Here is a 19157-nt window from a genome sequence, read left to right on the forward strand (position 1 = left end):
GTTGTTGTGGCTGGTGTACGCCAGTAGTTCCTCATCTAGCTATTGGACTGATGATTGCTTTTGATTGCGATGGGTGGGAGAAGTTGCCGCAGAGAGTGATGACTTCCTCATATTTGTTAAAATATCGCAATAAAAACCATAATGTTTTTTCTATAATAATTACTTAATTTTCCTTGTAAATACTGCTTTGTGTAGATTCTAGGGGATTGGGGATGGGAAGGGACTGGGGACTGGGGGCTTGATTTTTCCCCTCCGCTTCCTCCGCTCCCCTGCTCCCCTACTTCCTAGACTGTCGAGCAGTATTCTTGGATTACTTTTACGTCCAAAGTGGTATTTTGCAGAGAACGGATAGCGGCGACAGTGGCTTTAGCTCCGGCGATGGTGGTGATGATGGGGATTTTGTAAGCTAAACCTGTGCGGCGAATTAATTTAGCATCAGTTTGGGCTTCTTCCCCAGAAGGTGTGTTAATAATCAGTTGGATTTTCTGATTTTTAATCGCATCAATGACGTGGGGGCGACCTTCGTGCAGTTTCAGCACTAACTCTACATCCAAGCCTTGTTCTAAGAGGACTTGGCGTGTACCAAAGGTAGCCATGACTTTGAAGCCTAAATCAATAAATTCTTTCACTACAGGAACAGCTAAGGCTTTATCGCGATCGCTCATGGAAACGAAGACTGTTCCTGTGAGTGGTAAACGCTCTCCAGCACCTAATTCTGCTTTGGCGAAGGCGCGACCAAAGTCGCGGTCTATGCCCATTACTTCACCAGTTGAGCGCATCTCTGGCCCTAATATTGTATCAGTACCAGGGAATTTATTAAAGGGCAACACGGCTTCTTTTACCGCAATGTGAGCGGGGATAACTTCTTGAGTGAAATTTAATTCTTCTAAGGTTTTCCCCGACATAATCAAAGATGCTAATTTCGCCAGAGGTACACCTGTCGCTTTCGATACAAAGGGAACTGTGCGAGAAGCACGGGGGTTAGCTTCCAAAATGTACACTTGGGGCGAATAACTGTTAGCACCGACGACAGCAAACTGAATATTCATCAAACCGACTACAGACAAAGCTTTTGCTAGTTGTACAGTCCAAGTGCGGATTTGAGTCAGCACGGCTGGCGGTAGGGAAATAGAAGGCAGAGAACAAGCCGAGTCACCTGAGTGAATTCCTGCTTGTTCGATGTGTTCCATGATGCCACCAATCACGACTCGCCCGGTATGGTCGGCGATCGCATCTACATCAACTTCGATGGCGTTTTCCAGGAACTTATCAATTAAAATCGGGTGTTCTGGTTCTACCTGTACTGCAAAGGTCATATAACGTTCTAATTCTGCATCAGAGTAGACGATTTCCATCGCCCGTCCCCCTAACACGTAACTAGGACGTACCACCACCGGATAACCAATGCGTTTAGCCACAATTAACGCATCTTCATAACTGCGGGCAATGCCATTTGGTGGTTGAGCAATATTTAATTCTTTGAGAATATGCTCAAATCTTTCTCTATCTTCGGCGGTGTCGATAGAATCAGGGGATGTTCCCCAAATCTTGGTGGTGAGTGGGGATGATGCTGTGTCTAATCCCTTCAAATACTCCTGTAGCGGTACGGCTAACTTCAGTGGTGTTTGTCCACCAAATTGAATGATTATCCCTTGGGGGTTTTCCGCTTCGATGATGTTGAGGACATCTTCTTTTGTTAACGGTTCAAAGTAGAGGCGATCGCTAGTATCATAATCGGTAGATACTGTCTCCGGGTTGGAGTTAACCATAATCGTCTCATACCCTGCATCTTTGAGAGAGTAGGCGGCGTGACAACAACAATAGTCAAACTCAATTCCTTGACCGATGCGGTTCGGCCCGCCTCCTAAAATCATCACCTTGGGCTTGCTGGTGGGCAGCACCTCGGTTTCTGCTTCGTAAGTTGAGTAGTAATAGGGTGTGAAAGCTTCAAACTCCGCCGCGCAGGTATCGACAGTTTTGTAAACGGGGATGACTCCTAGCTGTTTGCGGTAGGCGCGGACTTCATCTTCGGTGGTTTTGGTGGCAAAGGCAATCTGGCGATCGCTAAATCCATCTTGTTTGATAGCATACATTTGCTCTTTTGTCAACTGTTGCAAAGGTGTGCGTTTGAGGAATTTTTCCACCTCTAACAGTTGCTGCATTTTATCTAAGAACCAAGGGTCAATGCCGGTGAGTTCGTAGATTTCCTCACTACTAAGTCCTAGTTGCAAAGCATGACGCACCGCAAAAATCCGGTCTGGGTTAGGTGTGCGTAACAAGGCGCGAATTTGTTCACCACTGGGTAATTTTTCGGCTTTGTCACAACCCCAACCAGCGCGCCCAGTTTCCAGGGAACGCAGGGCTTTTTGAAAGGATTCGTTAAAAGTTCTGCCTATGGCCATTGCTTCGCCGACGGATTTCATTTGGGTAGTCAGCACTGGTTCAGAACCGGGGAACTTTTCAAAGGCAAAGCGGGGGATTTTGGTGACGACGTAATCAATGGTAGGTTCAAAGGAAGCGGGGGTTTTCTTGGTGATGTCGTTGTTAATTTCATCCAAGGTGTAACCTACCGCCAGTTTCGCCGCCATCTTCGCAATTGGGAAACCTGTAGCTTTGGAAGATAAGGCGGAACTGCGAGAAACACGGGGGTTCATTTCAATGACGACGACATCCCCATCCACCGGGTTAACAGCAAATTGGATGTTAGAACCACCTGTTTCTACGCCAATCTCGCGGATGATTTTAATCGCCATGTCCCGCAACCGTTGGTATTCTTTATCGGTGAGGGTTTGGGCTGGTGCAACGGTGATTGAATCCCCGGTATGAATTCCCATTGGATCAAGGTTTTCGATGGAACAGATAATGACGACGTTATCTGCTAAGTCGCGCATGACTTCCAATTCGTATTCTTTCCAGCCGAGGAGGGACTGATCGATGAGAATTTGGGAAACGGGACTGGCATCAATCCCGACTTGCGCCATTTCCTCGAATTCTTCTTGGTTGTAAGCGATACCGCCACCCGTCCCACCCATTGTAAAAGCGGGGCGAATAATTAACGGATATGTGCCGATGCGCCGGGCGATCGCTTTGGCTTCTTCTAAAGATGAGGCGGTACCACTGGGACACACTTTTACCCCAATCTTGGCCATTGCATCGTTGAATAGTTTTCGGTCTTCGGCTTTTTCAATCGCGTCTAACTTTGCACCAATCAATTCAACGTTATATTGATCTAAAACGCCATTTTTCGCCAAAGCGACAGCTATGTTTAAGGCTGTTTGTCCGCCCATTGTGGGTAATAAAGCGTCTGGACGTTCTTTAGCAATGACTTTGGCGACTAATTCCGGTGTGAGTGGTTCTATGTAGGTGCGATCGGCTGTATCTGGGTCGGTCATGATGGTAGCTGGGTTAGAGTTTACCAGTACGACTTCATAACCTTCTTCGCGCAGGGCTTTACAGGCTTGAGTACCAGAGTAGTCAAACTCACAGGCTTGACCAATGACTATAGGGCCAGATCCTAATAACAGTATCTTCTTGAGGTCTTGACGGCGAGGCATAGTTGTTGCTTTAGGGTTACGAGAATATAAATCCTGATTATTTTAAGGTTCTTTCCTGGCACTCATGTCGTTTATTATCAAAGTTTTCCACGTTTGATCATAGACAAGGCAAAAACCGGGATGGGGAGATAGTAGTAGCTAGCCAGGAACTTGCTTACTCTCTTTTACCAGCATAGATGCTGCTACGGTCGGTTTTATACTGAATTTATGCGCTGGCTGTGACAAATTACTGGCGATCGCGAGAAATTACCTTCACCAACATATCTTTTTGTATTGATTTTTTCATCAACCCATACTCTTTACTAATTATTTGATTTCTTTAAGCGTTAATTTCAAACATTCTCAATAAACTGACGCTTAAGTATTGTCATTTTGGCGTGTAAAAGCTTTTACGTCATCAATAAATATAATTAAATCTATAGTTTATAGTTAAGAATAAGTTAAGAAGAAATCAAGGATTAATCTTGATAATTTAGTAAATTGATATTTATTGTCAAGATACTTGAAGAGCAATTTTAGATTTGTGGCGATGAAAATATTCAGCTAAATGAAAAATGGCTGAGAGTATTAATACCCTCAGCCATTTGTAATCAGATTTTCAGATTGAGTTCTATCAAGATGTTTTACATCTACAAATAGATAGAATTTCCATCATTTCAAGATTAATTCTGAGCAGGTTGAACAAAACCCAAAGTTAAGCTATCTTTAGCCAGGAAGTGAGCTAAATGATAAGCTCTTTCTTCGGTTTTTAAGAGAATCTTTTCGTACATATAGCGTGTACCACGGTCGCCCAAACTCTCAGCCTGAGCCGCTTGGCGACGGATAACGTTGATGATCGCCTGTTCTGCTGCCAGGTCATTTTCGAGCATCTGGCGGCTGGAATAGACACCATCAGATTCTGGTTCAAAACAAGTTAATTCTGCCAACTTGCTAAAACTAGCTGCTGGTACACCACCTAATCCATTCAAGCGTTCGCCAATTTCATGGATATGGTCTTGAACGTCTTTATAGCTGTCATTGAAAAAATCATGTAGTGAATAAAATTCTGCACCTTCAACCACAAAATGATGTTTTTGGTATTGCAAGTACAGAGCTTGAAAACTAGCTATAACAACGTTTAATCCTTCTGTTACTGGAACGGTGACACTGCGATCTAGTAACACAGGATTGTCGTAAACCTCGCCAAAGTTTTGTAATAGAGTTTGTGTATCAGCCATTGTTCCCCTCGCTTTTGGACAGTCTTACTTGCTAACTGTTTAGTTTCTACATATTAACACTTTAAACATAAAAACAAGAGCTAAAATTATCGCAAAATTTTAATTTTGATTCTGTGAATTGCAAACTTTACTCATTAATTATTTCTGTGTATATAACTTGAAGTTGCTACTTTCTTTTTTGAGAAAAAGGAATTACTCTCAACTGTTGTGTTTCCTGTCTGAAGTGAGTGTTCACTATCAAAATAGGGAAAAATTCTCATTATTTTCTGGGATATTGTCAAACACCACACTACCCAGGTTCAAAGCTGGGATAGCAGCAAAGTTCCTGTATAGAGTCTGTTTCCCCACGTCTAGTTACACCAACTGTAGGGGTTTAGCATTGCTAAACCCCTACTTCCGTTAATTTCAGGAGTTTTACGCCCTCTAAACCAGGAAAACCCGTCCTAGCATCCAATCCCTTCTTCATCTGTCTGTTGAGTAATCAGCAAGTTATTTCAAGATTTTGCAAATTTTTTTCAAAACTAAATGAGAAAAGTTTGCACTTAAGGTATCCTAGGATTAGAGGTTGCTTCCTCAAAGATTTTTGAGACTAGGGAGCGATCGCTAGATAGTTACTGCAAATTAGTCGCACTTTGAGGGCTAGTTACTTGAAATCTTTTAGTTCAGAAGCCAAACAAAAGTACCTTGTAGAAGTGAATTGGATAGATCGATGGCAGGTTTACCAACGCTTACAAGAGTTAGAAATTCCCTGTAGCTGTCAAACTAATCAGCCTTTGAGTGTGGAAATTAACACTCCTACCGCCGCCACTCAACTCTGGAGTGTGATTCGAGAATTCACAGCCTCGCGCCAAGAAAAAATTTCAACTCTCAAATCTAGTTGGCGAATTCCCTACCGACATTCAGATAGGGGATAGCCACTCAAGTTATTCACACCATCTCAATTAATAAATCAGAGTTAAAAATAGGTAAAAGAATATGGGTGTATTCCACAAGGCAGCAGCATCAGACTTTTGTATTGAGGGTAGATTTATCGATTTTGTTATTGAAGATGGTTATAAGCTCAAAGGCTTGTTACTAGGGACTTATGATGGTGAATGCTACGTTAAACTGGCTAAACATTTAAGGTTTACTTTTGACTGGCGTTTACCCCCTGGAACTTGGTTGCAAGTGGTTGGTAAAGTCAAACATGATGCCAAGAGTGGTAAAACTAAACTGAAAGCGGAACAGGTAATGGCTGCTAAAACTGGTACATTAACACCAACGCCAGCACAACCAACTCAAACAAAACCAAGTAAGACTAAAGCCACAATTTTGGTGTGTCAAAAGTCTGACTGTATGAAGCGAGGCGGTAAGGCTGTTTGTCAAGCATTAGAGGCGGCGTTGAGCGATCGCGGTTTAGAAGACCAAGTTACAATCAAAGGTACTGGCTGCATGAAAAACTGCAAAGCTGGGCCGAATTTAGTCATGCCAGATAAAACCCGCTACAGTCGGATTCAAGCTGATCAAGTTCCCGCATTAATGAATAAACATTTTGCAGACAGCAATCGAGAACAACCTCAGCCACAATTCGTTGAAGCTGTTGCTCAAGCTTACTAACAAAAACAGGTCTGACGCAACAGGCATATTAGTAGGGTGCGTCAGATATCAAAAATAGGTTTATTGACAGCATTGAAACAGTCTGACGCACCCTACTGGCGTGGCAAGCCTTAAATGTTGCATTAAAACTCTCTTGTGGTGCAGGCTAGAAGCCCGCACCACAAGAACTATATTTTTGCACTACTTTAGCCTGTCCACGCCACTACAAATACTACAATTTTAGTCCTCAAACACAAAGGGCTAGAGCCGCTTACTACAAACTACATCGAATCTAAGCGGCGACGCAGTTGACTGCTAAAACTATCAATTACCGTCACCACTACTAACAGCACTAACATCATAGTGGTGGCTTTGTTATACTCAAACCCATCAATATAACTTTTCAACTGAAAGCCAATACCACCAGCACCTACCACACCCAAAACCGAAGCAGCCCGGATGTTATACTCAAACATCCATAAGGTGTAACCTAATCCTAAAGGTATGATTTGGGGTAGGATACCGTACTGGGCAATTTGTAGCCTCGATGCTCCCATCACTTGCAATGATTCTATGGAACGGTGGTCAACCGCCTCAATCGCTTGTTGATAAAATTTAGCTAGATAGCCGATGGTATAGATTCCCAATGCCAATGTACCTGCGGGCGCGCCTAAACCGGTAGCGGCGACAAAAATTAAGCCGAGAATAATTGAAGGCACTGAACGGACTGTATTTTGCAACAAATTGGCTAACCATTGCAGCCAACGAGGTGCAATATTATTGGCACTAGCTATAGCAATAGGTATAGAAATAATCGCGCCAATGGTAGTTCCCCATATAGACATCTGCACCGTTTCAATTAGTGCCTTAACTGCTATATCTATAACTGTGACATCGGGGGGAAATAACCGCGAGATAAAATCTGTAATATAAGGCCAGCTTGAACGCAATAGTCCAAAGTCTACGCTTAAACCTTGCAACGCCCAGCTATAAACTATGACCAAAATTAAGAAAATGAGTAAGGGAATCACCCAAGGGTAGCGTCGTAGGAGTTTTGAATGTAACGAGTAACTCATGATATATACTGAAATTGAACCTTTTAACTAACTCAAAACTCTTAAGTTTTAGTATTCATCGGCAGACGAGTTATATTTGGGCTTACCCTTACTCACGGAGAAACTTTAGCAAATTGTGCTTGCAAGTTATCGCAAACACCATCATAAACGATGCGTCCGGCATCCAAAACTATCGCTCGCTGGGCATATTTGGCAGCGATACCCAAATCATGCAAAACTGTAATAATTGTCAGACCATGCTGAGACTGCAATTCTGATAAAGTCTCCATCACTTGCTGACAGGCGATGACATCTAAGCCGGTGATGGGTTCATCAGCGAGGAGGATTTGCGGTGATTGGATTAACGCCCGTGCGATCGCAACTCTTTGTTGCTGTCCGCCACTGAGTTGGCTAGTCTTTTGATATGCTTGCTCTTTTAAACCTAATTGTTCTAATAAGTTTAAGGCTAAGGTGCGATCGCGTTTCGGAAACCCAAACAGTGTTTCCCAAGTGCTTCTGACTCCCAGTCTGCCACACAGCACATTGTCAATGGCTGACAACTGGGGAATTAATCCGCCGCCTTGAAATAACATGGCTACATCCTGGCGAATTTTGGGCAATGTAGGGTTTGTTACCTCTAAACCATTGATGCGAATTTCTCCGCCTTTTAATGGTACTAACCCGACAAGCGATCGCAGTAAAGTAGACTTACCCGCACCGTTGAGTCCTAGTAAAACAACAAACTCACCCCGGTTGATTTGGCAATTAATCCCGTTGAGAATAGGACGATGCAAAGATTCAGCATAGGCTGTCTCTAGGTTGTAACAATTTATTACACAATCATTCATCCTATTCCTCGGTCAATTTAATTAAATATATCTGGTAAAGACGCGGTTAATCGCGTCTTAATGAATAATTAAGGTTCAATTCCAACGCGCTTGAGAGCATCCTTCACTGGTGCTAAATGACGGTTATGATCTACTCTCACCAACTCTGTAGAATTATACAAGCTGCGTAGTAATTGATTATTTTGCGGCTGATTTAGCTTCAACATCGCATTAATGAGTTTTTCTCTGACTACGGCATTCACGTCATCATCGATCACGATACCGTGGGCAGGTACACCAGAGATTCTATGTAATACCCGTAACTTGCTGCGTTCTTCGGCGGTGATGTAGGGAGGAAACAGAGCATATTCTGATACTACAGCTACATCAGCTTGACCACGGACAACCGCTTGTAAAGCTTTACTATAGTTACCACCGTAAGTCATTTGGCCAAAGAAACCATCCATGCGATCGCGGTTAGGGACAAATCCCTGCTTCACCAATTCACCCACCGGGAAAATGAACCCTGAGCCAGAAGTGGGGGAAGTAAACGCCATTCTCTTACCCCGTAGTTGTTCTAGGGTACTTTTGGCATTATTTTTAGTTTGCAGAGGGCTATCTTTAGGTACAACAAATACTGAATGGTAGGTGAATCTACCTGAATAGTTTTCGCGGACTTCCGCTAAGTGTAAGCGAGCATTGGCGAGTTGTTCGGCTTTCAATGCAGGGCGACTGCTCAGGAAAGCCACATCAGCGCGATTTGCTCTCAAAGCTTCTACCGCCGCCGTGTCATCACCTATCTGTGCTTTAACACGAATTCCTGACTCTTTGGATAAGAATGCGGCTACAGCATTGGCTTTATTTTGCAAGTCTGTGGAATCGGAACGACTAGGAAAAACCATTGTCAATTCCTTCTGCCTGCGAGCCAGTAAGCGAGGTGCTTGTTGATTATAAATTGAATTAGCATTAGTCGGCTCTATTCCTCCCAAGGTGCTGACTGCTAAACCTGTTAGAGCAACAAATGTTGCTCCAGCACCCAACAAGCACTTTTTGCTCACACTCATTTCCAACTCTCCATTAAGAAGTATTTGCAGTATTTTTGCAAATTAATTTCATCTATCCCAAGGATAGAATCTATACCTTTTAGGAAAAAAAGTCAATAGTTATAGCGAGATGTCAGGTAAAAAATAATAATTTTCGTCACAGGGGCTAGTCTTCCGTATGATGTACCAATAATATGGTTATCGGTAAAATTAATTACAAAAACGGTGATAGCGATCGCTTGATGCTGACAGAGGACACGTATTAATCACCATTAACTCAATATTGCCATGCTAAAAAACCTACTTGGGCTTTACATACCTTTTTTCGTGGTAAGTATGATAGCGATGATTTTTTTGTTTCGTCATAACTGGAATCGTTTCGCCAAACTATACCGCACCCATGAGCCACCACCACCACATTTCTCACGTATGGAACGTGGTTCTGTGGGTTGGGTGTACTATAAAAGCACTTTAAATGTGGGTGTGAGTGCTAAAGGAATTTATCTGAGTGTTTTCCCGTTGTTTAGTTTTGGCTCACCACCGTTGTTAATTCCTTGGAGTGCAATTAGAAAAATTGAACCTGCTAATAGTTTGTTTATAGAGCGGTTTCAGCTATATTTAACCGAGCCAAATGTCAAGCTGATAATTCGCAAAGAAGTTTTAGAACCTGCTAAGGAATATTTAGCAACACAAGGTTTTGAATGGATTTAGCAGCTAATCAATGCCAGGGTGATACTCACAGAGTTAATCAAGGTTTAGTCTTGACTATTCCCGATTTACCCCATAAAATCTCGAATATCTCCAGCTACAAGCCCAACACAGGAATTCGGTAAATCATTACCAGCATGAGCAATAATTTTCAATTCTGCTTGGGGAATCAGTTGACTATAAGCCTGACTTTTAGCTAAGGCTTCAGGGGAATCTTTACCACCTTGTAAAATTAATACCGGAATTTCTAGTTGAGATAATCGACTGTGTAATAATTCTGCTTCTAGTTCTGGTTGTTGCCGTTGAAATAGTAATTGACACGCTGTGGGATATTGCAGCATAGTTTGGCGCATTTGCCAATCTTGTTGTATTGTTTCATGTAGACCAAAAAGTTGAGTGAAAAAACGCAGCGATCGCAGTATCTTAAAAAAGAGTGGCGATCGCTTCCATAACCTCCGCATTTTCTGCCAATAAGCTGCTTGCCCTGAAAATTGCACACCCTCTGGTGCTAGCAGAACTAACTTCTCAACTCGCTGTGCATACTTTAAGGCATAACTAGCCGCAATCCAACCCCCAAGAGAATCACCAACTAAGTGGACTTTTTCTAATTTCAAAGCTTGCAGAAACTCGGCTACACACTCTACTTGCACATCAATAGAGTAATGGATATTGGGATGCTCAGATTCTCCAAACCCTAATAAATCTGGTGCCAAGCAATGAAAGTCTTGAGCAAGCGACTCAATTACAGCTACCCATTGGCCGCTATCATACCAATTCCCATGTAAAAAAACTATGGGTGTCCCCTTACCAGATTCACGCCAGAATAATAGCCCTTGAGATAGTTTTCTCCGGGCGTTACGTAACAGTATATTCATTTTGATTTAAGGGTTTAAATTAGACAATTTAGCATTAATCTAAGTTGCTAATTCTAACCTAAAAATCCACATATTTTTTATGCTAATGTTGTCAAGCCATTCAAGTAGTCTTGTAGCTGGCGAGAGTGATCATGAGACATGGGTTCTTTAGGTAAAGCATCAACCGGGAATGCGCGGATTTCCATGACTTCTAATTTATCCTGAATTTCCATAGTTCCCTGAACTTCCGCTTCCACCACCACACAAATCGAGTGAATTCTAGGATCACGATCTGGCGAAGAATAAACCCCAACCAAACGCCTAATTTTGGTTAACTCTAGTCCAGTTTCCTCGACTAACTCACGGGAGACTGTAGTCGGGATATCTTCTCCCCAGTCTACCATGCCCCCAGGCAAAGCCCAAAGACCATCGTCACACCGTCGAATCAGTACAATTCTGCCATCAGGTAATATCGGTATAATACTCGTTCCCGTGATTGGATGACGAAAAATCATACCTAGTACAGTTGTTCCAATCCGCCACCAACTACGTGTGGATTGGACAGTAGCCGCAAACAAAGCAAGAAGGTTCAATCTGAAAATGTTTATATAGTGTTCTTTAATAACCTACCACTGGCATGAACTCAACTATGAAATCGTTGAATTTTGCCTTAAACAAATATGCTAGTGGTTTGATCATAGATTTTAACTATTTTTATTTAAAACATCAACTTTCCCATTCATCGATTTTTTCTACATGACATTGTATTGTCATATACATATAAATTCAATTAATTAATCTTTTATATAATCAGCGTCTCCAAACTAAAATCAGGATGAATATTCTCTAATGAAAAAATCCATTTCTCTAATTAGGGTTGGCTAAATCAACCTAAAACCCCAATAAATCAAGGGATTGAGACAGATAAAATCGGAAAAAGGTGTCAGGTTTTTTGCTCAGTCAGTGTCAAAAGCCTGTATTTGGGACTTCCAAATAAACAATATCCAAAATCTAGGGTGCGTCAGTACGAGAAACCCTAGTAGGGGCGGGTTTATAAATATTTTGAATTGCTCAACTAGGGTATTTGTGAACCCGCCCCTACCATACCAAGAAATATTCATTTAATTATTTTTACTGAAAATCAATAGATGCTCACCTGATATGGGTGTAGTAATTCAGTAAATTTGATGATTTTAAATTGAGATTAATCACACCAGTCTCAAACACTGTGATTTATTCTGCACTGTACAGAACTTACGCAACTGGCATATTAGTAGGGTGCGTCAGATATCAAAGATACGTTTATTGACAGCATTTCAACAGTCTGACGCACCCTACCAGACAATGATGATTGTGAATTCCTATTGACATTTTACATGGGAATAGGATATGATTGTATGCTGTTCAAAGCATATATAATTTCTAACTAGGCTAAAGCTATATCAATAACGTCAGTAGCTGATATTGTCTACAGAAAGCCTAGTTACTCTTTTTTGTTGTTTATTCATGAGGTGAACATGGCCAAGCGCCGTAACCCGAAAAAAGAAAAGGCGCTACGGAACCAGGCGTATGCCCGAAAGTTTCGTAAACGGACTACAACAGGAAAAATGCAGAGAAGGTTCCAGCAAAGACCACCTAAAGAAGAGGAAGATGAGGGCGCAGCAGCAGTTGATACTGAGTAAGCAGCCTACCCCAGTTCTAGTTCTTTAAGTGTTTTGGTTGACAAGGCGTACAAATGTACGCCTTAGTTTTTTGGCATTGGGCATCAAAAAGTTAAAAACCAAATAATGCTTTTGTGTTGACTTTTCGATCCCCAATTCCTCTACTCAGCAATTTGAGTGCGGGCTGCTACCAGTGCTGTTTTCACCTGGGTAAAGCCAGTACCACCGTAACTGTTGCGGGCGGCGACAACTGTACGCGGGGATATTGCTTGATAAATATCCTCTGCGAATGCTGGATGTAGTTGTTGCCACTCCTCTAGGGTTAAATCTTTTAAGAGTTTACCAGCAGCAATGCTGGTTTTGACGACTTTACCCACCAGATTATAAGCTTCTCGGAAGGGTACACCTTTGGCAGCTAGATAATCTGCCACATCGGTAGCGTTAGAAAAATCTTCCGCTACGGCTTCTGTGAGGCGTTGCGTCCGAAATTCTAAACCTTCGCGCAGCAAAATTGTCATTGCTTCTAGGCAAGCTTTGACAGTATTAACGGTATCAAATATACCTTCTTTATCTTCTTGTAAGTCTTTGTTATAGGCTAGGGGTAATCCCTTCATAATCACTAGCATAGCCTGGAGATGACCAAAAACTCGCCCGGTTTTGCCCCGTACTAATTCTGGCACATCGGGATTTTTCTTTTGGGGCATGATGCTGGAACCTGTGGCACAGCTATCTTTGAGGGTGATAAAACGAAACTCTTCCGATGCCCAGAGAATGATTTCCTCAGACAGACGACTCAGGTGAACCATAATCAGGCTAGCAGCACACAAAAATTCTACTGCAAAGTCGCGATCGCTCACTCCATCTAAGCTATTAGCATAAATCGCGTCAAAATGCAAGAGTTTAGCTGAGTAGTGGCGGTCAATAGGGAAAGTTGTCCCCGCTAAAGCACCACAGCCCAAAGGCGAAATATTCACCCGGCGATAAACATCTCCTAAGCGTTCCCAGTCTCGTTGCGCCATCTGGAAATAAGCCAAGAGGTGATGAGCGAGACTCAGGGGTTGGGCGCGTTGCAGGTGGGTGTAACCAGGAATCAGAGTTTCTACATTTTGTTCGGCGATATCGAGTAAAACTGCTTGAAATTCCCGTAATTGCTGTTTAATTTGTTGAATTTGGTCGCGTAGATAAAGTCTGGTATCAGTGCCTACTTGGTCATTACGCGATCGCGCCGTGTGGAGTTTCTTGCCCACATCACCGACAAGTTCCGTTAACCGCCGTTCTACAGCAAAGTGTACGTCTTCCGCATCAATACCGGGGTTAAATTTGCCTTGACGGTATTCTTGGCGGATTTGCTCTAAACCAGCAATTAGTTGCTCTCCCTCTGGTGGGGAAATAATCCCCGTATGCGCCAACATTTGGGCATGAGCTTGTGAGCCTGTGAGGTCGTATTCTATTAATTCTATGTCAAAACCTATACTAGCATTAAAACGAGCGATCGCTGGATGCAACGCTGATTCAAACCTCTGACTCCAAGTTTGTTTTTCCGTCATAGAAAATATTGGGTATTGGGGACTGGGGACTGGGGACTGGGGATTGGGGATTGGGGATTTGAAGGGATTGGAAGGGATTGGGGACTAAAAGGGACGCTTAAAGAATTTCTCCCTTGTCTACCTTGTCTACCTCATCCCCCTCATCTCCCTCATCTCCCACCCTGCGGGTGAATCCTACGGATACGCTACCGCGTTCGCGGTAGCGTCTCGTAAGAGAAGCAAGCTACATCTCCCTCATCTCCCTCATCTCCCTCATCCTCCTCATCTCCCCTACTTCCTACTCCCTACTCCCTACTCCCTACCCATGTCAACCGTACTTAGTTAGATTACGAAATATATAGCCAACCACCAAACCAATCAACAACGCCCAGATTTGACCTGACTGGACAAATTGATTCCAAACTTTTTGCATCTGACCTACCACGTTGGGGTCTGTAATGTTTTGCCCTAGTACAGTTACATTTATCGGCACATTCCAAACAGCCTGAGAAATCAAATCACTTAAGTAGTTCATTTTCAGTAATTGATTAAGTTAAAAGTGAGCAGTTAGGGGTTAGAAGTTCAAGGTTAGAGGCTAGATGTTAGGGTATCATCATTTACACCGTACTCAATGCCCAATGCCCTATGCCCAACCACTTCATCTACTAACTTAATATTTAACTGATGCCATCCGTAATTTCTCGGCAGTTCGTAAAATTTGCCCTGCTAACACGGCTGCACCAAAACCGTTATCAATATTAACAACTCCAACACCCGCAGCGCAGGAATTAAGCATTGTCAATAAGGGTGCTAATCCGCCGAAACTCGCGCCATAACCCACACTCGTAGGCACAGCAATCACAGGACAATCTGCCAAACCGGCAACAACGCTAGGTAAAGCCCCTTCCATACCGGCGACAACAATTAATACTGATGCGGACTCAATCAGATGGCGGTTACTCAACAAGCGGTGAATACCAGCAACGCCTACATCCCAAAGACGCTGCACCCGAAAACCAGACAGTTCAGCCGTGACAGCTGCTTCTTCAGCAACGGGTAAGTCAGCAGTCCCAGCAGAGAGAATACTAATCACCCCTTCAAACCGTGGTTTGAGATCAAGGGGAGCAATGGCACAAATTCGCGCCAATTCGTAATAGCGTAAACCCCTGACCTTAGATTGCAGTACAGTATAAACTTCTGGTTCAATACGGGTAGCCATGACTACCGGGTTACGCTGACGCATCACCTCCATAATTTTCCAAATTTGCTCAGGAGTCTTACCAAGCCCCCAAATTACTTCCGGGAACCCAGTTCTCAAATGACGGTGATGATCAATTTTGGCAAACTCACCTACAGATTCATAGGCTAAATCTTTGAGTGAGTCCAAGGCCATATCTGGGGTTACTTTACCATTGGCGACGGACTCTAGGAGCGATCGCAAAATTTCAGGTTGAGTCACAGCAATTTTAGGAAGTAGGGAGTAGGGAGATGAGGAAGCGAAGGAGCAGGGGAGAATAACTTTTACCCAGTCAACAGTCAACAATTTTGAATTTTGAATTTTGAATTTTGAATTTATATCCCCCAATCCCCTATTTTACAATTTTGATTTCATGTATATTCCAGAAAGCACCACCTAAAGCTGAGAAATTTATCCCCTCAAAGCGATTACGTACTGCTGATAATGAATAGGGATTAACCAAGTAAATAAATGGTAAATTCTCCTGAGTGATGCGTTGAGTTTCCCCATAAATTTCTTTGCGCTTGGCTTCATCCAACTCTTTCGCCGCTTGAATGTATAATCGACCAATTTCGGCTTCCCAAGGTGCTACTTCCCATCCTGTAATCGGCTTTTGTCCAGCTTGGGGTTTTTGATTAAACATGTGTAATCCACCTTCAGGAGACCAAACATTAGCCCCATCATTTGGTTCTAAGCCACCAGTCAAACCCAACATCGAAGCTTCCCAATCTAAAGTATTAGCCAGCTTGTCTGTATAAGTATTCCATGCTAAGGGAGTGAAATCAACTTGCATACCGATTTTGCTCAAATCTTGTTTAATCTGTGAACCCATTGCTTCGCGGATTTTGTTACCAGCATTTGTCAGCAATGTAAAGCGCACCCGATTACCTTGAGCATCTAATAATTGTCCTTGCTGATTGTACTTAAAACCAGCTTTTAGTAACAGTTGTTTGGCTTTTTCGGGATTGTAATCGTAGACTTTTAACCCTTCTTTTGGTGACAGATAATAAGGACTCTGCACAGAAATCGGTGAATTTTGCGTTTGACCTAAACCACGATAAATATTATTGATCATGGTTTGGCGGTCAATTGCATAAGCCACTGCTTGACGAAATTCTAAAGTATTAAACCAACGAGATTTTACAGGATCAATCAGTGGCTTGCCGTCTCTTTTACCTTTATTCAAATTGAAAACCACAAAAGTCGTGCCAGCAGCAGGGCCACCATTATAAATTGTGAAATTTCCTTGCTTTTCTTGCCGCTTAAGTAGAGAAAAATAATCTGGTGTTACGCCTACACTATCTAAACCACCAGAACGAAATTGCAGCAAGGATGTATCTGTTGATTCCACAATTTGCCATACTATTCTTTCAATATAAGGTTGTTGTTCACCTTGAGGCCCTTTACGCCAGTAGTAAGGATTTCGCTGAAAAACTACACGTTGGCTAGTGTCATATCGCTCTATTTTATAAGGGCCATTGACAATAATTTGCTCTGGTGGTGTATCAACCCCCCACTTTTGTAGAAATTTGGGATTACCTTCCGCATCTTTCGTTTTTACTGATTCGCGCAACGCATGGGCTGGTAAAATCGGCGCACCTGTAGAACTACGCAAAAATGGCGCAAATGGTTCTGGAACAGTAAACTCAACTCGACGATTATCGATTTTTTTCACAGTTGGTAATTTACGACTTTCACCAATCCTCATTACATCTCTAATATCGGTGGGAATGGCTTCATTAAAGTAAATCTCATTGTAGGTAAATATAACATCATCTACTGTGAGTGGCTGCCCGTCAGACCATTTCAAATTATCGCGCAGCGTAAAAACAATTTTCAATTTATCATCAGAAACTTCCCAGGATTCTGCTAATGCTGGCTCGATTTCACCCGTTTCATAGTTTTCGGTGATTAAGCCTTCATAAGTCAAACCAAACACGTTAGGAACTTCTGAACTCAGAGCATAGTTAAAAGTTTTCGGATCGCTGAGAATACTGGTGACTAATCGCGGTGTTTGGGCTGCTGAACTTTTGAAATTTTCAGGATTACAGGCTGCAACTGTCAACGCTGTAAATGCAGCTATCAGGATAAGTATCCAAAACCGTTGGATAACAGCAAATATATTACGAGAATATGACATAATTTTAAATATTTAACTCAACTATTTTGAGATTGTAACCAACTTAGAAAGTCTTGGGTTAGACTAAAATATCTGACTCCTGATCTACTCAAAGCTTCTTGTACATCTGGTTTGCCGAAATCATTCTTATTTCCACTCAGGAATACTTTATGGTCTGTAGTATGTGACTTAGCATGATTCAAAATACACTGTAATATTAAGTTATCTATCAAGTCATTCTTAATTTGCAAATGTTCTGGAAATATGAGAGTTATGTCTGTGATATCTCGCAGTAATTGGTTATTTAAGTTGATTATTTCGGCATTTTCAATTAATTTATCGATAACATCATAAAGACGATAATTAATTTCATTGAGAAGGCGTTGGTTTAAAATACGTGCTTGCTCTAACTGTAAAACTAGGCGTTTAGCATTGTGAGAATCCATGTCTCTAGTTGCTTTGTTAATCTGCTTATCTAGTTCTCTCGCAAATTCTGTACGATCCTTCTTTTCTTTTTCAAAAGTAGCAAGAGCTTCTATAAAGCAAATACTTGGTATGATTATACGCAATGACTCAGGAAGACTGTTGAGCAATTGATTAGCTGCTAAATCTTGTCCCTGAGCAATAGACATCAAAAAGTTTGTTTCAACGTAAAGTATCACCATTAAGATTTACCTGAGAATAAGTAATTCCCCCTTCTATTTTTTGCGAAAAGCCGATTTCTTGTAATCTGGCGAATTCTGGCGGTTGTTCAGATTTCCAATGATAAGCTAAGTCTCGTAACCAAGCTTCTACCAGTGTTTCTAGGTAAAATCCTGAGATACGATTATTATTTCTCAATTCGCTAAATTCTTCGTCGTAATTACACAGGATATTCTCAGTATTGAGGGAAACGATAGGGTCTGAAAAGTCATTACCATCCCATATAAAAATAGTAATATTTTCTGTAGTTGCCAACATGATAAAAGGATTATCTGCCAATACAAAGCGATTAGTATGATGTATATGTTGCAAATAAAACTTTATTTGTGAAATTACTTGTTTTTGTTGGGTTATATTTGTGATTGTGTGAGATTTAACTTCAACGAACAGAACAAGTTTTTCCTCTTTGTCCAAGACAACAATATCAGCAATTTTAGTAGGAAATTTTGCAGCTTCCATTGTCCTAGTTCTCCTAACAAGTTAATCAGTTTAGCTGTCTATACCCACCAGTAAAACTACAGCATAAGCACAGATACCTTCTTCGCGTCCCACGGGGCCTAATTTTTCATTGGTGGTGGCTTTAATACCTACTTGATTGGGTTGTAGTTGTAAAACATTGGCGATTTTGTCACGCATGGTTTTAATATGCGGCTTCAATTTAGGACGTTCTGCAACTACTACGGAGTCAATATTGCCGATTTGCCAACCTTGAGCGCGAATCAGCTGATGCACTTGACTTAATAAAACTAAACTATCTGCTCCTGCCCATTGGGGATCAGTGGGCGGAAAATAATGACCTATATCCCCCAAGGATAACGCTCCTAGCATAGCGTCCATAATGGCGTGGGTGAGGACATCCGCATCACTGTGTCCTAATAAACCGAGTTCATGGGGGATTTGTACACCCCCTAAAATTAAAGCGCGATCGCTTACCAGTCGATGAATATCGTAGCCGTTACCAATTCTGATGTTCATAGTCATTAGTCATTAGTTATTAGTCATTAGTCATTAGTCATTAGTTAATCTCTCTCATCTCCCTCATCTCCCTCATCTTCCTCATCTCCCTCATCTCCCTCATC

At 42.0% G+C, this 19157-nt stretch carries 18 protein-coding genes; 4 read left to right on the forward strand and 14 right to left on the reverse strand.

The annotated features are described in order from the left end of the window. Window positions 1–284: 284 nt before the first annotated feature. Window positions 285–3554 (reverse strand): carbamoyl-phosphate synthase large subunit, encoded by a 3270-nt coding sequence (gene carB / locus AACS98_RS00815; protein ID WP_066375131.1) that lies wholly within the window; start codon window positions 3552–3554, stop codon window positions 285–287. A gap of 662 nt (window positions 3555–4216) precedes the next feature. Further along, window positions 4217–4771, reverse strand: coding sequence for a Dps family protein (locus tag AACS98_RS00820; RefSeq protein ID WP_066375133.1), 555 nt, complete (start codon window positions 4769–4771; stop codon window positions 4217–4219). Between the two features lie 647 nt (window positions 4772–5418). Between AACS98_RS00820 and AACS98_RS00825 the strand changes: the two genes are divergently transcribed. Together AACS98_RS00825 and AACS98_RS00830 are read left to right on the forward strand one after the other, a co-directional pair. After that, window positions 5419–5685, forward strand: coding sequence for an Asr1405/Asl0597 family protein (locus AACS98_RS00825; protein ID WP_066375136.1), 267 nt, complete (start codon window positions 5419–5421; stop codon window positions 5683–5685). 61 nt (window positions 5686–5746) lie between these two features. Then, complete coding sequence (locus AACS98_RS00830) at window positions 5747–6367, forward strand: (2Fe-2S) ferredoxin domain-containing protein (RefSeq protein WP_066375139.1); 621 nt, start codon at window positions 5747–5749, stop codon at window positions 6365–6367. Between the two features lie 260 nt (window positions 6368–6627). Here AACS98_RS00830 and phnE read toward each other — a convergent pair whose 3' ends face one another. The 3 genes from phnE to AACS98_RS00845 form a co-directional block, all read right to left on the reverse strand. Continuing rightward, window positions 6628–7422: a phosphonate ABC transporter, permease protein PhnE gene (gene phnE / locus AACS98_RS00835; protein ID WP_066375144.1), complete on the reverse strand. Its 795-nt coding sequence runs from the start codon at window positions 7420–7422 to the stop codon at window positions 6628–6630. 92 nt (window positions 7423–7514) lie between these two features. Then, window positions 7515–8249 carry a phosphonate ABC transporter ATP-binding protein gene (locus tag AACS98_RS00840; protein WP_066375146.1) on the reverse strand — a complete coding sequence of 245 codons (735 nt, stop codon included), beginning with the start codon at window positions 8247–8249 and terminating at the stop codon, window positions 7515–7517. Between the two features lie 68 nt (window positions 8250–8317). Then, on the reverse strand, window positions 8318–9292 hold the full coding sequence (locus tag AACS98_RS00845; RefSeq protein ID WP_066375149.1) for a phosphate/phosphite/phosphonate ABC transporter substrate-binding protein: 975 nt from the start codon (window positions 9290–9292) through the stop codon (window positions 8318–8320). A gap of 315 nt (window positions 9293–9607) precedes the next feature. On the opposite strand from AACS98_RS00845, the gene AACS98_RS00850 reads away from it, so the two are divergent. After that, complete coding sequence (locus AACS98_RS00850; protein ID WP_232317096.1) at window positions 9608–9982, forward strand: hypothetical protein; 375 nt, start codon at window positions 9608–9610, stop codon at window positions 9980–9982. Window positions 9983–10047: 65 nt separating this feature from the next. On the opposite strand, the gene AACS98_RS00855 is transcribed toward AACS98_RS00850, so the two are convergent. Next, on the reverse strand, window positions 10048–10854 hold the full coding sequence (locus AACS98_RS00855) for an alpha/beta fold hydrolase (protein ID WP_066375152.1): 807 nt from the start codon (window positions 10852–10854) through the stop codon (window positions 10048–10050). Between the two features lie 77 nt (window positions 10855–10931). Next, window positions 10932–11426, reverse strand: coding sequence for an NUDIX hydrolase (locus AACS98_RS00860; protein WP_066375154.1), 495 nt, complete (start codon window positions 11424–11426; stop codon window positions 10932–10934). A gap of 924 nt (window positions 11427–12350) precedes the next feature. On the opposite strand from AACS98_RS00860, the gene AACS98_RS00865 reads away from it, so the two are divergent. Beyond that, window positions 12351–12515: a hypothetical protein gene (locus AACS98_RS00865; protein ID WP_197480177.1), complete on the forward strand. Its 165-nt coding sequence runs from the start codon at window positions 12351–12353 to the stop codon at window positions 12513–12515. Window positions 12516–12655: 140 nt separating this feature from the next. Here the strand turns inward: AACS98_RS00865 and argH are convergent, their stop codons facing one another. From argH to ispF, 7 genes are all read right to left on the reverse strand, one after another. After that, entirely contained in the window at window positions 12656–14041 is a 1386-nt protein-coding gene (argH, locus tag AACS98_RS00870; protein ID WP_066375156.1) for an argininosuccinate lyase, read from the reverse strand. Between the two features lie 307 nt (window positions 14042–14348). Then, entirely contained in the window at window positions 14349–14555 is a 207-nt protein-coding gene (locus AACS98_RS00875; protein WP_066375159.1) for a hypothetical protein, read from the reverse strand. Window positions 14556–14690: 135 nt separating this feature from the next. Beyond that, entirely contained in the window at window positions 14691–15479 is a 789-nt protein-coding gene (larB, locus tag AACS98_RS00880) for a nickel pincer cofactor biosynthesis protein LarB (protein ID WP_066375165.1), read from the reverse strand. 130 nt (window positions 15480–15609) lie between these two features. Beyond that, window positions 15610–17397, reverse strand: a complete 1788-nt coding sequence (locus AACS98_RS00885) for an ABC transporter substrate-binding protein (RefSeq protein WP_066375168.1) — start codon at window positions 17395–17397, stop codon at window positions 15610–15612. Window positions 17398–17414: 17 nt separating this feature from the next. Further along, window positions 17415–18041, reverse strand: a complete 627-nt coding sequence (locus AACS98_RS00890; RefSeq protein ID WP_066375170.1) for a PIN domain-containing protein — start codon at window positions 18039–18041, stop codon at window positions 17415–17417. Beyond that, entirely contained in the window at window positions 18022–18537 is a 516-nt protein-coding gene (locus AACS98_RS00895; RefSeq protein WP_066375172.1) for a type I restriction enzyme HsdR N-terminal domain-containing protein, read from the reverse strand. Before AACS98_RS00895 ends, AACS98_RS00890 begins: the two co-directional genes overlap by 20 nt. 30 nt (window positions 18538–18567) lie before the next feature. Continuing rightward, window positions 18568–19053 carry a 2-C-methyl-D-erythritol 2,4-cyclodiphosphate synthase gene (ispF, locus tag AACS98_RS00900; RefSeq protein ID WP_197480183.1) on the reverse strand — a complete coding sequence of 162 codons (486 nt, stop codon included), beginning with the start codon at window positions 19051–19053 and terminating at the stop codon, window positions 18568–18570. Between the last annotated feature and the right edge of the window lie 104 nt (window positions 19054–19157).

It is taken from the genome of Anabaena sp. CA = ATCC 33047 (genome assembly GCF_963870205.1).
Taxonomy (GTDB): domain Bacteria; phylum Cyanobacteriota; class Cyanobacteriia; order Cyanobacteriales; family Nostocaceae; genus Trichormus.